The following is a 15,180-nucleotide window of genomic DNA, read 5'->3' as shown; positions in this document are numbered from 1 at the left end:
CCCCACCGCCACCCCGCACCACCCGCGAAGGGCCGGCCACTGGTCGGCCCTTCGGCGTACATCGGGGAGAATGGGCCGCATGAGCGCTCGTACTCCCGAAAACCCCGCAGCCGACCCCGCCCCCCACCGGGCCGGCTTCGCCTGCTTCGTGGGCCGCCCCAACGCGGGCAAGTCCACCCTCACGAACGCTCTGGTCGGCACGAAGGTGGCCATCACCTCCAGCCGCCCCCAGACCACCCGGCACACCGTGCGCGGCATCGTGCACCGGCCGGACGCCCAGCTGATCCTGGTCGACACCCCCGGCCTCCACAAGCCGCGCACCCTGCTCGGCGAGCGGCTGAACGACGTCGTGCGGACCACCTGGGCCGAGGTCGACGTGATCGGCTTCTGCGTTCCCGCCGACCAGAAGCTCGGACCCGGCGACAAGTTCATCGCGAAGGAACTCGCCGGGATCAAGAAGACCCCGAAGATCGCCATCGTGACGAAGACGGACCTCGTCGGACCGAAGCAGTTGCGCGAGCAGCTCCTGGCGATCGACGAGCTCGGCCGCGAGCTGGGCATCGCCTGGGCGGAGATCGTGCCCGTGTCGGCCGTCGGCGACGAGCAGGTGTCGCTGCTGGCCGATCTGATCGCGCCGATGCTCCCCGAGAGCCCGCCGCTGTACCCCGAGGGCGACCTCACGGACGAGCCGGAGATGGTGATGGTCGCGGAGCTGATCCGCGAGGCCGCACTGGAAGGGGTGCGGGACGAGCTGCCGCACTCGATCGCGGTCGTCGTCGAGGAGATGATCCCCCGGGAGGACCGGCCCGCCGACCGGCCGCTGCTCGACATCCACGCGAATGTCTACATCGAGCGGCCGAGCCAGAAGGGCATCATCATCGGGCCGAAGGGGCAGCGGCTCAAGGACGTCGGGATGAAGTCCCGCAAGCAGATCGAGGCGCTGCTCGGGACGCCGGTGTATCTCGACCTGCATGTGAAGGTGGCCAAGGACTGGCAGCGGGATCCGAAGCAGTTGCGGAAGCTGGGGTTCTGAGCCGGGGGCTGCAGGTACGGAGCAGGGGGCTGCCGGGAGCGAGGCCGTTCCGCCGCCCGAGGGGGCTGACCCAGGGGGTCAGGATGGGGACTGGAGGGCGTGGCGGAGCCAGTGGTACGAGGCCTTTGGGGTGCGGTTCAAGGTGCCGTCCTCGAAGTCCACGTGCACCAGGCCGAACCGCTGCGCGTAGCCCTCCGCCCATTCCCAGTTGTCCAGCAGGGACCACACGAAGTAGCCGCGTACGTCGACTCCCGCTTCCATCGCAGCGTGCAGTGCCCGCAGGTGACCGTCGAGGAAGCTGATCCTTTCCCGGTCGTCCAGGCCCTGGTAACTGCACCCGTTCTCCGTGATGACGACCGGCGGCAGCCGGTCGCCGTAGCGGTCGCGGAACGTCACGAGGAGTTCGGTGAGGGCCTCGGGGACGACGGCCCAGCCGGACGCCGTGCGCGGGCAACCCTCGACGGGGCGCAGGGAGAAGGGCATCTCGGGCGGGACGGTGATGCCCGCGAAGTCCGTGGACGCCTTCGGGTCCGGGGCGCCGGCCCTGGTCGGCTGGTAGTAGTTGATCCCGTACCAGTCCAGCGGCTCGGAGATCAGGCGCAGGTCGTCGGCGACGGGGCCGGGCAGCAGGTCGGCGATGCCGTCGGGGTAGGCACCGAGCAGCACGGGCTCCGCGAAGAGGCGGTTGAGCAGCAGGTCGTAGAAGTCGGCGGCGGCGCGGTCCTCCTCGGAGTCCGAGGCGGGCCAGGTCGGGCCGTGCGAGTTGGCGATGCCGATGCTGCCGGAGCCGCGGGTGCGCAGCACGTCGACCGCGAGGCCGTGCGCGAGGAGCTGGTGGTGGGCGACGGGCAGCGCGTCGAACAGCATCCGCCTGCCGGGTGCGTGCGCCCCCAGCGCGTGCCCCAGCATGGTGAGTTCGGCGGGCTCGTTGAGGGTGATCCAGCGGCCCACGCGGTCGCCGAGGCGGGCGGCGACCACGTCCACGTACTCGGCGAAGCGGTACGCGGTGTCCCGTTCCAGCCAGCCGCCCGCCTCCTCCAGCGCGAGGGGTGTGTCCCAGTGGAAGAGGGTCGGCACGGGGCGCACCCCCGCCTCGCACAGGGCGTCGACGAGGCGGTCGTAGAAGCCGAGGCCCGCCGGGTTGACCGCCCCGGCCCCCTCGGGCAGCACCCGCGACCAGGAGAGGGAGAAGCGGTAGCCGCCCACTCCGAGGTTCTTGAGCAGCTCCACGTCCTGCGGATAGCGGTGGTAGTGGTCCACGGCCACGGACGCGTCGGAGGCGTCCTTGATGCGTCCGGGCTCGGCGGCGAAGGCGTCCCAGGACGAGGGTCCGCGCCCGTCCTCGCGTGCCGCGCCCTCGATCTGGTGGGCCGAAGTGGACACGCCCCACAGGAAATTGGCCGGAAAGCGGGGCAGCGGAGGGTACGCCGGGAGTGCCGGACCGGGCGGCAGCGATGTCATGGGGGAGATGGTGAGTACGCCCCGAGGGTCGTGTCAACGACCGGGCGGCAGGACTTCCCGGCCGTTCGCCCGCATGCCGGCCCGTGCGCCGTTGCCGAGGCCCGGCCCGTCAGGTCCGGCACGCCAGGTCCGGCCCGCTAGGCGCCCTCCTTCAGTACCCGGGTAATCAACTCCCGCTGCTGCTCGGAGAGTTGCGGTTCGGAGAAGTGGACCGTCCGCCCGTCCACGGTGATCTCGTACGAGAATCCGTCGGCGATCCCCGTCTCTTCCGGCCGCACGTCCCGGCCGCAGGAGAGCGCCCCGGCGGCCAGGGCGTGCCACTCCTCGGCGTCGGGCAGGCACGAGGTGTCGACCCCGGCCCGGCGCTCGATCCCGGCGAATCCTCCGCTGCGGACTACCTGAATACGCATGCGGTCCGTTGTAGTACGCGCGGGACTCCGCCGGTAGGGGCCGTACCGGCCGCTGTCCCGATGCCGGCGCGCGAGGCGTGCCGGCAGCCCCCGCGTGCCTCAGTGCGCGGGTACCCCCACCCGCTCCCACGCCTTGAGGAGCGACTCCAGTTCCTCGCCCTCCCCGAAGCGGGTGCGCGCCGCCGCTGCCGTCGCCCGCGCGAAGTCCGCGAACGTGGGGGTGACGGTGAGCGTTCCGGCCGTGAGGGTGTCGTACCAGATCTGTCCGGCCCGCTCCCACGCCCTGCCGCCCAGTGCGGTGGCGAGCAGGTAGAACGCGTGGTTGGGAATGCCCGAGTTGATGTGCACGCCGCCGTTGTCGCGGCCGGTGGTGACGTAGTCGTCCATCGTCGCGGGCTGCGGGTCCTTGCCCAGCACGTCGTCGTCGTACGCCGTCCCCGGGGCCTTCATGGAGCGCAGCGCGACGCCCGTGACGCGTTCGGCGAGCAGCCCCGCGCCGATCAGCCAGTCGGCCTCGCCCGCGGTCTGGTCGTTCACGTACTGCTTGACGAGGGAGCCGATGACGTCCGACACCGACTCGTTCAGGGCGCCCGGCTGGCCGAAGTACGTGTAGTTCGCCGTGTACTGGGTCAGGCCGTGTGCCAGCTCGTGGCCGATGACGTCGACGGGGAGGGTGAAGTCGAGGAAGATCTCGCCGTCGCCGTCTCCGAAGACCATCTGCTCGCCGTCCCAGAACGCGTTCCCGTAGTCCCGGTCGAAGTGGACGGTCGCGTGCAGGGGCAGCCCGTTGCCGTCGACGGAGTCGCGTCCGAAGACCTGCAGCAACAGGTCGAAGGTCGCGCCGAGTCCGTTGTGCGCACGGTTGACGGTGGCGTCCTGGTGGGGCTGGTCGCCCTCCCTGCGTACGACGCGGCCCGGCAGCTCGCGCCGGTTGCCGGCGTCGAAGACCGTGCGCCGGGCCCCGCCCTCGGCGGCCCCGGGGGCGGTCCTGGCCGGCGGAGCGCCCAGGACCGTGGTCAGCCGGCGGTGGGTGCGCTGCGCGGCGTCCGCTTCGAGTGTGCGGCGGGCGGGTCCGGCCAGTGCGGGGTCCTCGGAACGGGCGAGCCTGTCGAGGACGTGGGGCGGCACGATGGTGCAGAAAACGGGACGAGTGGCTTCCATGGCGAGCAATGTGGCACTGGGTCATGTCACTGTCACTAGCTGCGACGAAGATATACGCGTTTTTTCAACGCTTCGAGGGATTGATCACTATTCGCCTGACACCAATGCCCGGTCTTGCATACTGATACGGGACCGGCGCCCTGGCCGTCCCTCGGTTAGGCTGCGGCACATCATGCGTTTCGGGCTGCTTCTCCTTAGCTGCCGCGGCGAGGGCCTGTAGTCGTAGGCCGACCCCCTCCCCGCGGGATCTGGTGCTGCGCAGACACGTCGGCCGTCCCCTTGCAGGAGACCCGAGGAGCCCTACGCCATGACTCAGCAGTCCGTCGGCAACCCGACGCCCGTCACCAACGCGTCCCACTTCCAGAAGCCGTCCGGGATGCCCGTGCACAAGTACGGCGGGTACGAGGCTGTCGAGATCCCCGACCGCACCTGGCCGGACCGCCGCATCACCAAGGCCCCCCGCTGGCTGTCCACCGACCTGCGGGACGGCAACCAGGCGCTGATCGACCCGATGAGCCCGGCCCGCAAGCGCGAGATGTTCGATCTGCTGGTGCGGATGGGCTACAGGGAGATCGAGGTCGGTTTCCCGTCGTCCGGCGAGACCGACTTCAACTTCGTGCGTTCCATCATCGAAGAGGGTGCGATCCCCGAGGACGTGACGATCTCCGTTCTGACCCAGGCCCGCGAAGAGCTGATCGAGCGCACCGTGGAGTCCCTGCGCGGCGCCCGCCGGGCCACCGTGCACCTGTACAACGCGACCGCCCCGACCTTCCGCCGCGTCGTCTTCCGTGGCTCGAAGGAACAGGTCAAGCAGATCGCCGTGGACGGTACCCGGCTGGTGATGGAGTACGCGGAGAAGATCCTCGGCCCCGAAACGGTCTTCGGGTACCAGTACTCGCCGGAGATCTTCACCGACACCGAGCTGGACTTCGCCCTGGAGGTCTGCGAGGCGGTGTGCGACGTGTGGGGTCCCGAGGAGGGCCGCGAGATCATCCTCAACCTGCCCGCCACCGTGGAGCGCTCCACGCCCTCCACGCACGCGGACCGGTTCGAGTGGATGTCCCGGAACCTGAGCCGCCGGGAGCACGTCTGCCTGTCCGTCCACCCGCACAACGACCGCGGCACCGCCGTCGCCGCCGCCGAGCTGGCGATCATGGCGGGCGCGGACCGCATCGAGGGCTGCCTGTTCGGACAGGGCGAGCGCACCGGCAACGTCGACCTGGTCACCCTGGGCATGAACCTGTTCTCGCAGGGCGTCGACCCGCAGATCGACTTCTCGCAGATCGACGAGATCCGCCGCACCTCCGAGTACTGCAACCAGATGGAGATCCACCCCCGTCACCCCTACGCGGGCGACCTCGTCTACACCGCCTTCTCCGGCTCCCACCAGGACGCCATCAAGAAGGGCTTCGACGCCATGGAGGCCGACGCGGCCGCCGCCGGCAAGACCGTCGACGACATCGAGTGGGCCGTCCCGTACCTGCCCATCGATCCCAAGGACGTCGGCCGGTCGTACGAGGCCGTGATCCGGGTCAACTCGCAGTCCGGCAAGGGCGGTATCGCTTACGTCCTGAAGAACGACCACAAGCTGGACCTGCCGCGCCGCATGCAGATCGAGTTCTCGAAGATCATCCAGCAGAAGACGGACTCCGAGGGCGGCGAGGTCACCCCGAAGGACATCTGGTCGGTCTTCCGGGACGAGTACCTGCCCGACAGCGGCAACCCGTGGGGCCGCATCCAGGTGCGTTCCAGCCAGAGCTCCACCGACTCCGAGGGCCGCGACACCCTGAGCGTCGAGGCGGTCGTCGACGGCACGGAGACCGTGCTGTCGGGCACGGGCAACGGTCCCATCTCCGCGTTCTTCGACGCGCTGGCCGCCGTCGGCGTCGACGCCCGTCTGCTGGACTACCAGGAGCACACGATGAGCGAGGGCGCCTCCGCGCAGGCCGCCTCGTACATCGAGTGCGCCATCGACGGCAAGGTCCTGTGGGGCATCGGCATCGACTCGAACACGACGCGTGCCTCCCTGAAGGCGGTCGTCTCCGCCGTGAACCGGGCAGCTCGCTGACCGATCTGTTTTCGCGCGTTTCCCGAGGTCCCGCCCATGTCAGCCCCTGGGCGGGACCTCCGTCTTTTCCCGGGGTGCTGACGGGGCCTCACGGATGTGGCTAACATCACGTCCAACCCCGGCAAGGATGCCGAAGCGTTACGGAGGTGCGCCGTGCTGCCAGTGCGAGGCCGATCGTCCAGCCCGTGGGGCAGTGTCTGGCGCGGTGCGTGGGGCGTGCGCACCACGTGGACCGTCGTCGGCGACGGTGAGTTCTTCTGCCCCGGCTGCGGCGGCGACCGCAACTACTCCCGGCGCACCGGCCGCCGGCGTCTCACCGTCCTCGGTGTGCCGCTGGTGGCGCGCGGCCTCGTCGGCCCGAGCGTCCAGTGCGCCTCCTGCGCGCGCGAGTTCGGGACCGAGACGCTCGACCACCCCACCACGGTCCGCTTCTCCGCGATGCTCCGCGACGCCGTCCACACGGTCGCCCTCGCCGTCCTCGCCGCCGGCGGCACGTCCTGCCGCACGGTGACCGGCACGGCCGCCGCGACGGTCCGCTCCGCCGGGTTCGAGGACTGTACGGAGGACCAGCTCACCCTCCTGATGCAGGCCCTCACCTCGGACCGGGGATGCCACCCGGCGGACGCGGCCGAGCCCGCGGCGGCGGGCGCGCGGGGCGAGGGCGAGCCGGACTTCCCGTACAGCGCCTCCCTGGCCATCGAACTGCACGAGGCCCTTGGCCCCCTCGCCCCGCACCTGGCGGTCGAGGGGCGGGAGTCGCTCCTGCTCCAGGGCGCCCGCATCGCCCTTGCCGACGGCCCGTACAGCCCGGCCGAACGGGAGGTCCTGACGATGGTCGGGGCGGCCCTGAAGCTCTGTCCGCAGGACACGGACCGGCTGCTGGCGGCGGCGGCCCGCACACCGTCCTGAGCAGGCCCGGCGCGTGCCTGTTCCTGCTGCTGCGGCTGTTCGCCGTGTCCGGCTACCCTCTCGGCGGTGGTGATGCCGGCCCTCGTGGTGGTCCGCCCCGGGGGGCTCGGAGGTGCGCGGGGCCGGGGAGTGCGCGGGCGGGACCGGGGCCGGGTCGAGGGGGCTCCCGGGCAGCAGTACGAGCAGGCACACGGCCATCACGGCGGCCACCGCGCCGAGTGCGGCGCACGCGGCCCGGCGTGCCCGTCGCACCCCCGCACCCTGCACGCTCGCGCCCGTCCGTACGGGACAATGGAACCCATGAGCCTGTTCCGTGACGACGGCATCGTCCTGCGCACCCAGAAGCTGGGCGAGGCGGACCGCATCATCACGCTGCTCACCCGCAAGTACGGCCGCGTCCGCGCCGTGGCCCGCGGCGTACGCCGCACGAAGTCCAAGTTCGGTGCCCGTCTGGAGCCCTTCTCGCACGTGGACGTGCAGTTCTTCGCGCGTGGCAGCGAGTTGATCGGCCGCGGCCTGCCGCTCTGCACCCAGGGCGAGATCATCGCCCCGTACGGCAGCGGCATCGTGACCGACTACGGCCGGTACACCGCCGGCACGGCCATGCTGGAGACCGCGGAACGGTTCACCGACCACGAGGGCGAGCCCGCGGTGCAGCAGTACCTCCTGCTGGTGGGCGGCCTGCGGACGCTGTCGCGTGCCGAGCACGCCCCGAACCTGATCCTCGACGCGTTCCTCCTGCGCTCCCTCGCCGTCAACGGCTACGCCCCCAGCTTCGACGACTGCGCCAAGTGCGGCATCGACGGACCCAACCGGCTGTTCTCCGTCTCGGCCGGCGGGGTCATATGCGGTGACTGCCGGGTGCCCGGCAGCGTCGTACCCTCTGCGGAGGCCGTCGCGCTGCTGAGCGCCCTGCTCACGGGGGACTGGACGGCCGCCGACGCGTGCGAGCCGCGGCACGCGCGTGAGGGCAGCGGACTGGTGTCGGCGTACCTGCACTGGCACCTGGAGCGCGGGCTGCGCTCGCTCAGGTACGTAGAGAAGACGTAAGGCAACAAGGGAGAGCACAGCCATGGCACGACGCGGGATTCTCGGACGCAACAGGCGCGAGTACAAGATCCCCGAGCCGCACCCGTCCGGTGCCCGCCCCCCGAAGATCCCCGACGAGCTGATCCCCGAACACGTGGCCATCGTCATGGACGGGAACGGCCGCTGGGCCAAGGAACGCGGGCTGCCGCGCACCGAGGGCCACAAGGTGGGCGAGGGTGTGGTGCTCGACGTGCTGAAGGGGTGCCTGGAGATGGGGGTCAAGAACCTGTCCCTGTACGCCTTCTCCACCGAGAACTGGAAGCGCACGCCCGACGAGGTCCGCTTCCTGATGAACTTCAACCGGGACGTCATCCGCCGCCGCCGCGACGAGATGAACGAGCTCGGCATCCGGATCCGCTGGGTCGGGCGGATGCCCAAGATGTGGAAGTCCGTCGTCCAGGAGCTCCAGATCGCCCAGGAGCAGACCGTCGACAACGACGCGATGACCCTGTACTTCTGCGTGAACTACGGCGGCCGGGCGGAGATCGCCGACGCCGCGCAGGCCGTCGCGCGGGACGTGGCGGCCGGGAAGCTCGACCCGTCGAAGGTCAACGAGAAGACCTTCGCCAAGTACCTGTACTACCCGGACATGCCGGACGTGGACCTCTTCCTGCGGCCCAGCGGTGAGCAGCGCACCTCCAACTACCTCCTGTGGCAGAGCGCCTACGCCGAAATGGTCTTCCAGGACGTGCTGTGGCCCGACTTCGACCGGCGCAACCTGTGGGACGCGTGCTACGCATACGCCCAGCGTGACCGGAGGTTCGGCGGCGCGATCCCCAACGAGCAGCAGGCGCAGTCCGCTCTGCCCCTGTCGCAGGTGCCCGAACAGGGCTGATGGCTGCGGCCCCGGCAGTATCATTTCGCCGAAGGAGGCACGGGCACACCGGCCGGGCAGCCCGGCTTCCTGGGGCGGGGGTATGGGGTGGCCGAACGACTCGTGGTGCCGGGTGCGGTAACGGGGCGAAGACGCCTCGACGCGGCACTGCTCCTGGTCGAGGACGACGCGGCCGACGCCCTGCTGTTCACGGACGTACTGGAGGAGAGCGACCTCGCGGCGGACGTGCACTGGTGCACCTCGCTGGACGAGGCACGCAGGTTCCTCAGTACGCACATCGGGCCGGTGTGCGTACTGCTCGACCTGCACCTGCCCGACGTGCGCGGGCTGGACGCCGTGCGCCAGGTGCTCGCCGCGCACCCGGACGCGGCCATCGTCGTACTGACCGGGCTCGTCGAGGGCGAGGCCGGTCACACCGCGGTGGCGGAGGGCGCGCAGGACTACCTGGTCAAGGGGCGCCTCGACGCGGAGACCCTCAGCCGGGCCGTGCGGTACGCCGTGCAGCGCAAGCAGGTCGAGCAGACGTCGGTCGCCCTGCACGCGGGACGCCTGCGCGCCGAGGAGAACGCCCGGCTGGAACTCGGTCTGCTGCCCGTGCCGTTGATGCGCGGCACCGGCTTCGAAGTGGACGCCCGCTACGACCCGGGGCGCGAACAGGGTCTGCTCAGCGGGGACTTCTACGACGTCGTGCAGACCGCCGACGGAACCGTGCACGCCGTCATCGGCGACGTGTCCGGGCACGGGGCGGCGGAGGCGGCACTCGGGGTGTGCCTGCGGGTGGCGTGGCGGGCGGCGGTCCTCAGCGGCTGCACCGGGCCCGCCCAGATCCGGCTCCTCGAAGAGATCATGGCGGCCGAGCGGTCCGCCCAGCAGGTCTTCGCCACCCTGACGAGCCTGGTCTTCCCGCCCGACCGGCGCTCGGTGCGGGTGGTGCGGGCGGGCCACCCGGGGCTGCTCGTCCGCGGCCCCTCGGGCACCACCTGGTACGACCCGCCCGGCGGCATGGCGCTCGGCATCGCACCCGGCACCGGCGTCTGGCCCGAGACCGATCTCCCCCTGGAACCCGGCACCGGCATCGTCGTCTTCACCGACGGCCTCTTCGAGGGCCTCACCGGGCCGCGCACCCGCCTCGGCGAGAACGGGCTGCTGGCACTGGCGCGCGAGTACGAGGCGCTGCCCGCCCACCAGTTCGTGCAGACGCTCGTCCAGGCGGCGACGGACGCCGCCGCCCCGCACGGCGGACTGGCCGACGACATAGCCGTCCTCCACCTGGCGTGGGGAACCGGCTGAGATGGGCGAGGAAGCCCCCGGAGCCGGACGCGACGGACCCACCACCGGCGGACCGGCCGGCAGCCGGGGGCGCGCCTGCAACAGGCCCGCCGGCACCCGGCAGCCCGCCGACGACCGCCCCGCCGGCCCCCGCGAGCCCGTCGGGTTCGGGCGGCTTTCGGTACGCGGCTGGATCCGGCTCGTACTGGGCACCATGGCCGCCCTGCTGCTGCTCTGCGCGTCCGTCGGCGCCGTCCTCCTGGGGCGTACCAACAGCCGTAACACCGAGCTCGTCGACCACATCCAGCCGGGCCGGTCCGCCACCCTCCAGCTCCAGAAGGCCCTGCTCGACCAGGAGTCGGGCGTCCGCGGCTTCGCCCTCAGCGGCGACGAGGCCTTCCTCGCACCGTACGAGGAAGGCGTCCGCGACGAACGCCTCCACCGGGCCGAAGTGGCCCGGCTCCTCGGTGCCGGGGGCCGGCTCGGCGGCGACCTCGCGGCGGTCACGCACAAGGCCGCGCGGTGGCGCCAGGAGCAGGCCGACCCGCTGATCGCCGCGATCCGCGCCGGTGCGAGCGTCGACTCCGTACAGCCGCGGGTCGAGGCCAGCAAGCGGCGCTTCGACGAACTGCGCGAACTGCTGCACGCCCAGGAGCGGCACCTCGTGCAGGCCCGCGACGAGGCCCGCGACGAGATGATGGCGCTGCGCGTCCTGCGGGACTGGGTGTTCCTCGGGATGCTCGCCGTGATCGTCGCGACCGGCAGCCTGCTGGCGCTGCTGCTCAACCGCATGGTCGTCTCCCCGCTGAGCGCGCTGCGCGCGGCCGCCGACCAGGTCGCGGGCGGCGAGTTCGACCGGCGGATCGAGGTGCCGGGCCCGGCGGACGTACGGTCCGTCGGCCGCTCGGTGGACTCGATGCGGCGGCGCATCGCGGGGGAGCTGACGGAGGCCAGGGCGCGGGAGCGCGAACTCGCCAGGCAGGCCGTCGACCTGGACGCCCAGGCCGCCGAACTGCGGCGTTCCAACGCCGAGCTGGAGCAGTTCGCGTACGTCGCCTCGCACGACCTGCAGGAGCCGCTGCGCAAGGTCGCCTCGTTCTGCCAGCTGCTGGAGAAGCGGTACGGGGACGTCGTCGACGCGCGCGGCAAGCAGTACATCGGCTTCGCGGTGGACGGGGCGAAGCGCATGCAGATCCTCATCAGCGACCTGCTGACCTTCTCGCGGGTGGGGCGGCTGGACGACGCCCCGGTGCGGGTCGCGATGGACGACGTGCTCGCCGAGGCGCGTCGCAACCTGGCCGTGGCCGTGGCGGAGGCCCAGGCGGGGATCGAGGTGCGGAGCCGCCCGCTGCCGGTCGTCGTCGGCGACCCGGCCAGCCTGGTCATGCTGTGGCAGAACCTCCTCGGCAACGCGGTGAAGTTCCGCCACCCCGAACGTCCCGTGCGTGTCGTCGTGGACTGCGAACGGGACGGCGGGCTCTGGCACTTCAGCGTCCGCGACAACGGAATCGGCGTGCCCGGGGAGTTCGCCGAGAAGGTCTTCGTCATCTTCCAGCGGCTGCACTCCCGCGACGAGTACCCGGGGACCGGCATCGGGCTGGCCCTCTGCCGGAAGATCGTCGAGTACTACGGCGGGACGATCCGCCTGGACACCGGAGTGCCGGAGGGGGCCAGGGTGTGCTTCAGCCTGCCGGTGGCGGAGCACGCCGCACCGTCCGGTGACACGGTCGGCACGACAGGAGCGAACGCATGAGCAGCACGCCCGCCCACCCCATCGAAGTGCTCCTCGTCGAGGACGATCCCGGGGACGAACTGATCACCAGGGAGGCGTTCGCCGACAACAAGATCCGCAACCGGCTGCACGTGGTGCGGGACGGGCAGGAGGCGTTCGACTTCCTGTACCGGCAGGGTGGCCACACCGACGCGGTACGGCCGGACCTGATCCTGCTGGACCTGAACCTGCCCAAGTACGACGGGCGGCAGGTGCTGGAGCGGATCAAGAAGGACGAGGATCTGGCGCACATCCCGGTGGTGGTACTGACGACGTCCTCGGCGGACGAGGACGTGCTGCGCAGCTACGAGCTGCGTGCCAACGCGTACGTCACCAAGCCGGTGGACCTGGACCAGTTCATCGCCGCGGTACGGCAGATCGACGACTTCTTCCTGACCGTCGTCCGGCTGCCCCCCAGAACCAGGTGACGCGCGCCGTGCTGGGCGTACGGCGGGAGGGCGCACGTCCGGTGGGGGGCCGCCCCCGTGCCCGCCCGTTCCGCCCCCGCGGGGCCGCCCCCGCCCCCGCCGCCCAGGGGCTGCCGGGGGCGGTGGCGGCCCCCGCCTCCTAGCTCACCTGCGCCTTGTCGTACGCGGCCTTGACCTCCGCCCCGAAGTACGGCCCGAACATCCGCCCCGGCAGGAACGTGTAGCCGAAGCTGTTCACCGACGCCTGCAGCCCCGTCCCCGTCGCTTCGTTGAAGGAGTTGAACCAGGGGCCGCCGCTGGATCCCCCGGTCATGTCGCACGCCATGCTGTGGTCCTTGGAGAACAGGAAGTCCCGCGTCGTGTTCCCGGAGCAGTAGATCAGCCGCTTGCCGTCGTACGGCGCCGCGGCCGGGAAGCCGAACGCGTACATCGGCTTGTTGTAGCCGCCGTTGAACTGGAGGCCCTGCGCCCCGACCACGTCCGCGAGCTTCTGCCCGTTCAGCGGGTTCACCACCGCCAGGCCCACGTCGTAGTTGATGTCCTCGCTCGCCGCCCACTGGTCGGTGGCGGAGATCTTGGACGCGGTCCACGTACCGTACGGCGTCGCGCCGTCGTGGTACGCGGGGACGAACACCCAGTTCGTGTGCCAGGCGCCGCCCATCTTGACGCAGTGCCCGGCCGTGACGACGGTCGACTTGTTCTGGCTGGTGACGGAGTTGCCCGAACAGGAGGCCGTGCGGCCCTGGTAGGTGAAGAACACCCGGCCGGAGGTCTTCACGACCGCCCCGCCGCCGGTCCACGCCCCGCCCTTCTGCGGGAACGCCTTCGTGGACGGGACCGAGGAGACGGGCCCGCCGGCCTTCGCCGGGTTCACCTTCGAGGGGGGCACCTTCAGCAGGTCCAGCGGCTTCGCGGAGCGCATCCGCTCCGGCGTCCAGAAGTCCCGGACCTGCTGTTCGGCGGCGGGAGCGGGGGAGGAGGCGGGGGAGGGGGTGCCGGCCGCCGCGGAGGCGGGGGCCGCTCCGGTGGCGAGCAGGCCGCCTACGGCAGCGGCCAGGCCGAGCATCGCACTGTGGGGACGACGTCTCACGCTAACTCCTTCTGTGAAGAGGGGAGCGGTGCGGAAATCGGTGTGCGACAGGCAGGGTGCCACGCGACTGACGACCTGTCAGGAGGGTGGGCGAGGGTTGGCCGAAACTGGCCGTCAACGACGAACGCCCCAACTCCTGGCGGGAGTTGAGGCGTTCACAGGTTCATCACCGGACGGGCCGGTCACGTCACCGGCCCTCACTTTTTGCGGGCCGGTCACTTCTCCGGCCGATGGGCCGCGGCCCGGTGGTGGCCGCCGTCAGGCGGCCGCGCACTCCGCGCACGTGCCGAAGATCTCCACCGTGTGCGCCACGTTCACGTACCCGTGCTGGGCCGCGATCGACTCCGCCCACGTCTCGACCGCCGGTCCCTCGACCTCGACCGCCTTGCCGCACTTGCGGCACACCAGGTGATGGTGGTGGTCGCCGGTCGAGCAGCGCCGGTAGACCGACTCGCCGTCGCTCGTCCGCAGCACGTCGACCTCGCCCGCGTCCGCCAGGGACTGGAGGGTGCGGTAGACCGTGGTCAGGCCGACCGAGGCGCCCTTGTGCTTGAGCATGTCGTGCAGCTCCTGGGCACTGCGGAACTCGTCCACCTCGTCCAGCGCCGCCGCCACGGCGGTCCGCTGCCGGGTGGAGCGTCCGCGTACCGGAGCCGCGTTGGCCGCCGCACCGCTCGGCGCCGTCGTCACAGGTGCCTCCTCTGGTCGCCATTACACGAATAGATGCGTCGGGCCATTGTGCCAGGGCTGTCGAGGGGTGCGGTCACACCTTCGCCGCGTCGGGGGCGCGTACCGTCTCCGACGGGAGCTCCGGGGAGGCTTTCGCGCGCGAGCGCCGCCGTGCCAGGGGCGTGGCGAGAAGCGTCAGCACGATGAAGACACCGATGGCCAGCAGCACGATCGTCGCGCCGGGCGGCACGTCGTACTGGTAGGAGGTGACCGTTCCGCCCAGGGTCACCGTCGTGCCGATGGCGACGGCCAGGACGAAGGTGACGGTGAAGCTGCGCGAGATCTGCTGCGCGGCGGCAACCGGCACCACCATCAGCGCGCTGACCAGCAGCAGGCCCACGACCCGCATGGCGACGGTGACGGTCACGGCGGCCGTGACGGCGACGAGCAGGTTCAGCAGGCGCACCGGCAGCCCGGTCACCCGCGCGAACTCCTCGTCCTGGCTGACCGCGAACAGCTGCCTGCGCAGGCCCATCGTCACGAGGACGACGAAGGCCGCCAGGACGACGATCGCGGTGACGTCCTGGCTCGACACCGTCGAGAGCGAGCCGAAAAGGTACGAGGAGAGGTTGGCGTTGGAGCCGGTCGGGGCGAGGTTGATCAGCAGCACACCGCCGGCCATGCCCCCGTAGAAGAGCATCGCGAGGGCGATGTCGCCGCGCGTTTTGCCGTACCAGCGGATCAGCTCCATGGCGACCGAGCCGACGATCGCGACGGCCGTCGCCGTCCAGATGGGGCTGGCGGAGAGCAGGAAGCCGAGGCCGACGCCGGTCATGGCGACATGGCCGATGCCGTCGCCCATCAGCGACTGGCGGCGCTGCACGAGGTAGATCCCGATCGCGGGGGCGGTGATGCCGACGAGGACGGCGGCAATCAGGGCCCGCTGCATGAACGGGGTGCTGAAGATGTCCAGGAGTTCGCTCATGA

General features: G+C 71.1%; 14 protein-coding genes. 8 read left to right on the top strand and 6 right to left on the bottom strand.

Going from position 1 to position 15,180, the window contains the following annotated elements; genetic code table 11:
- Positions 1–79: 79 nt before the first annotated feature.
- Positions 80–1,033 (top strand): GTPase Era, encoded by a 954-nt coding sequence (gene era, locus HNQ79_RS02550; RefSeq protein ID WP_185026305.1) that lies wholly within the window; start codon positions 80–82, stop codon positions 1,031–1,033.
- Positions 1,034–1,111: 78 nt separating this feature from the next.
- Here the strand turns inward: era and HNQ79_RS02545 are convergent, their stop codons facing one another.
- The 3 genes from HNQ79_RS02545 to HNQ79_RS02535 all read right to left on the bottom strand — a co-directional run bounded on the left by HNQ79_RS02545 (position 1,112) and on the right by HNQ79_RS02535 (position 4,065).
- Positions 1,112–2,494 (bottom strand): GH1 family beta-glucosidase, encoded by a 1,383-nt coding sequence (locus HNQ79_RS02545; protein ID WP_185026303.1) that lies wholly within the window; start codon positions 2,492–2,494, stop codon positions 1,112–1,114.
- 137 nt (positions 2,495–2,631) lie between these two features.
- Positions 2,632–2,904 carry a protealysin inhibitor emfourin gene (locus HNQ79_RS02540; RefSeq protein WP_185026301.1) on the bottom strand — a complete coding sequence of 91 codons (273 nt, stop codon included), beginning with the start codon at positions 2,902–2,904 and terminating at the stop codon, positions 2,632–2,634.
- A 99-nt stretch (positions 2,905–3,003) separates the two neighbouring features.
- Positions 3,004–4,065: a M4 family metallopeptidase gene (locus tag HNQ79_RS02535; protein ID WP_185026299.1), complete on the bottom strand. Its 1,062-nt coding sequence runs from the start codon at positions 4,063–4,065 to the stop codon at positions 3,004–3,006.
- Positions 4,066–4,372: 307 nt separating this feature from the next.
- Between HNQ79_RS02535 and leuA the strand changes: the two genes are divergently transcribed.
- From leuA to HNQ79_RS02500, 7 genes are all read left to right on the top strand, one after another.
- Entirely contained in the window at positions 4,373–6,133 is a 1,761-nt protein-coding gene (gene leuA, locus HNQ79_RS02530) for a 2-isopropylmalate synthase (protein WP_185026297.1), read from the top strand.
- A gap of 153 nt (positions 6,134–6,286) precedes the next feature.
- A complete protein-coding gene (locus HNQ79_RS02525; RefSeq protein ID WP_185026295.1) occupies positions 6,287–7,042 on the top strand; it encodes a TerB family tellurite resistance protein in 756 nt (251 codons plus the stop codon).
- Between the two features lie 300 nt (positions 7,043–7,342).
- Positions 7,343–8,092, top strand: a complete 750-nt coding sequence (recO, locus tag HNQ79_RS02520) for a DNA repair protein RecO (protein WP_185026293.1) — start codon at positions 7,343–7,345, stop codon at positions 8,090–8,092.
- A gap of 22 nt (positions 8,093–8,114) precedes the next feature.
- Positions 8,115–8,966: an isoprenyl transferase gene (locus HNQ79_RS02515; RefSeq protein ID WP_185026291.1), complete on the top strand. Its 852-nt coding sequence runs from the start codon at positions 8,115–8,117 to the stop codon at positions 8,964–8,966.
- A gap of 87 nt (positions 8,967–9,053) precedes the next feature.
- Positions 9,054–10,256: a PP2C family protein-serine/threonine phosphatase gene (locus HNQ79_RS02510; RefSeq protein ID WP_229923139.1), complete on the top strand. Its 1,203-nt coding sequence runs from the start codon at positions 9,054–9,056 to the stop codon at positions 10,254–10,256.
- A 1-nt stretch (position 10,257) separates the two neighbouring features.
- Positions 10,258–11,988 carry a sensor histidine kinase gene (locus HNQ79_RS02505; RefSeq protein ID WP_185026289.1) on the top strand — a complete coding sequence of 577 codons (1,731 nt, stop codon included), beginning with the start codon at positions 10,258–10,260 and terminating at the stop codon, positions 11,986–11,988.
- Entirely contained in the window at positions 11,985–12,434 is a 450-nt protein-coding gene (locus HNQ79_RS02500; RefSeq protein WP_185026287.1) for a response regulator, read from the top strand. The genes HNQ79_RS02505 and HNQ79_RS02500 overlap by 4 nt, the downstream gene beginning before the upstream one ends.
- Positions 12,435–12,573: 139 nt before the next feature.
- Here the strand turns inward: HNQ79_RS02500 and HNQ79_RS02495 are convergent, their stop codons facing one another.
- The 3 genes from HNQ79_RS02495 to HNQ79_RS02485 form a co-directional block, all read right to left on the bottom strand.
- Positions 12,574–13,500, bottom strand: a complete 927-nt coding sequence (locus HNQ79_RS02495) for a trypsin-like serine peptidase (protein ID WP_185026594.1) — start codon at positions 13,498–13,500, stop codon at positions 12,574–12,576.
- A 282-nt stretch (positions 13,501–13,782) separates the two neighbouring features.
- The gene (locus tag HNQ79_RS02490) at positions 13,783–14,214 is read right to left on the bottom strand and encodes a Fur family transcriptional regulator (RefSeq protein ID WP_185026285.1); all 432 of its coding nucleotides are present in this window, start codon (positions 14,212–14,214) and stop codon (positions 13,783–13,785) included.
- A gap of 73 nt (positions 14,215–14,287) precedes the next feature.
- Entirely contained in the window at positions 14,288–15,178 is an 891-nt protein-coding gene (locus HNQ79_RS02485) for a metal ABC transporter permease (RefSeq protein WP_185026283.1), read from the bottom strand.
- Positions 15,179–15,180: the final 2 nt, after the last annotated feature.

Source organism: Streptomyces candidus (assembly GCF_014207445.1).
GTDB lineage: Bacteria > Actinomycetota > Actinomycetes > Streptomycetales > Streptomycetaceae > Streptomyces > Streptomyces candidus.
This window is presented reverse-complemented; position numbering and strand designations above follow the sequence as displayed.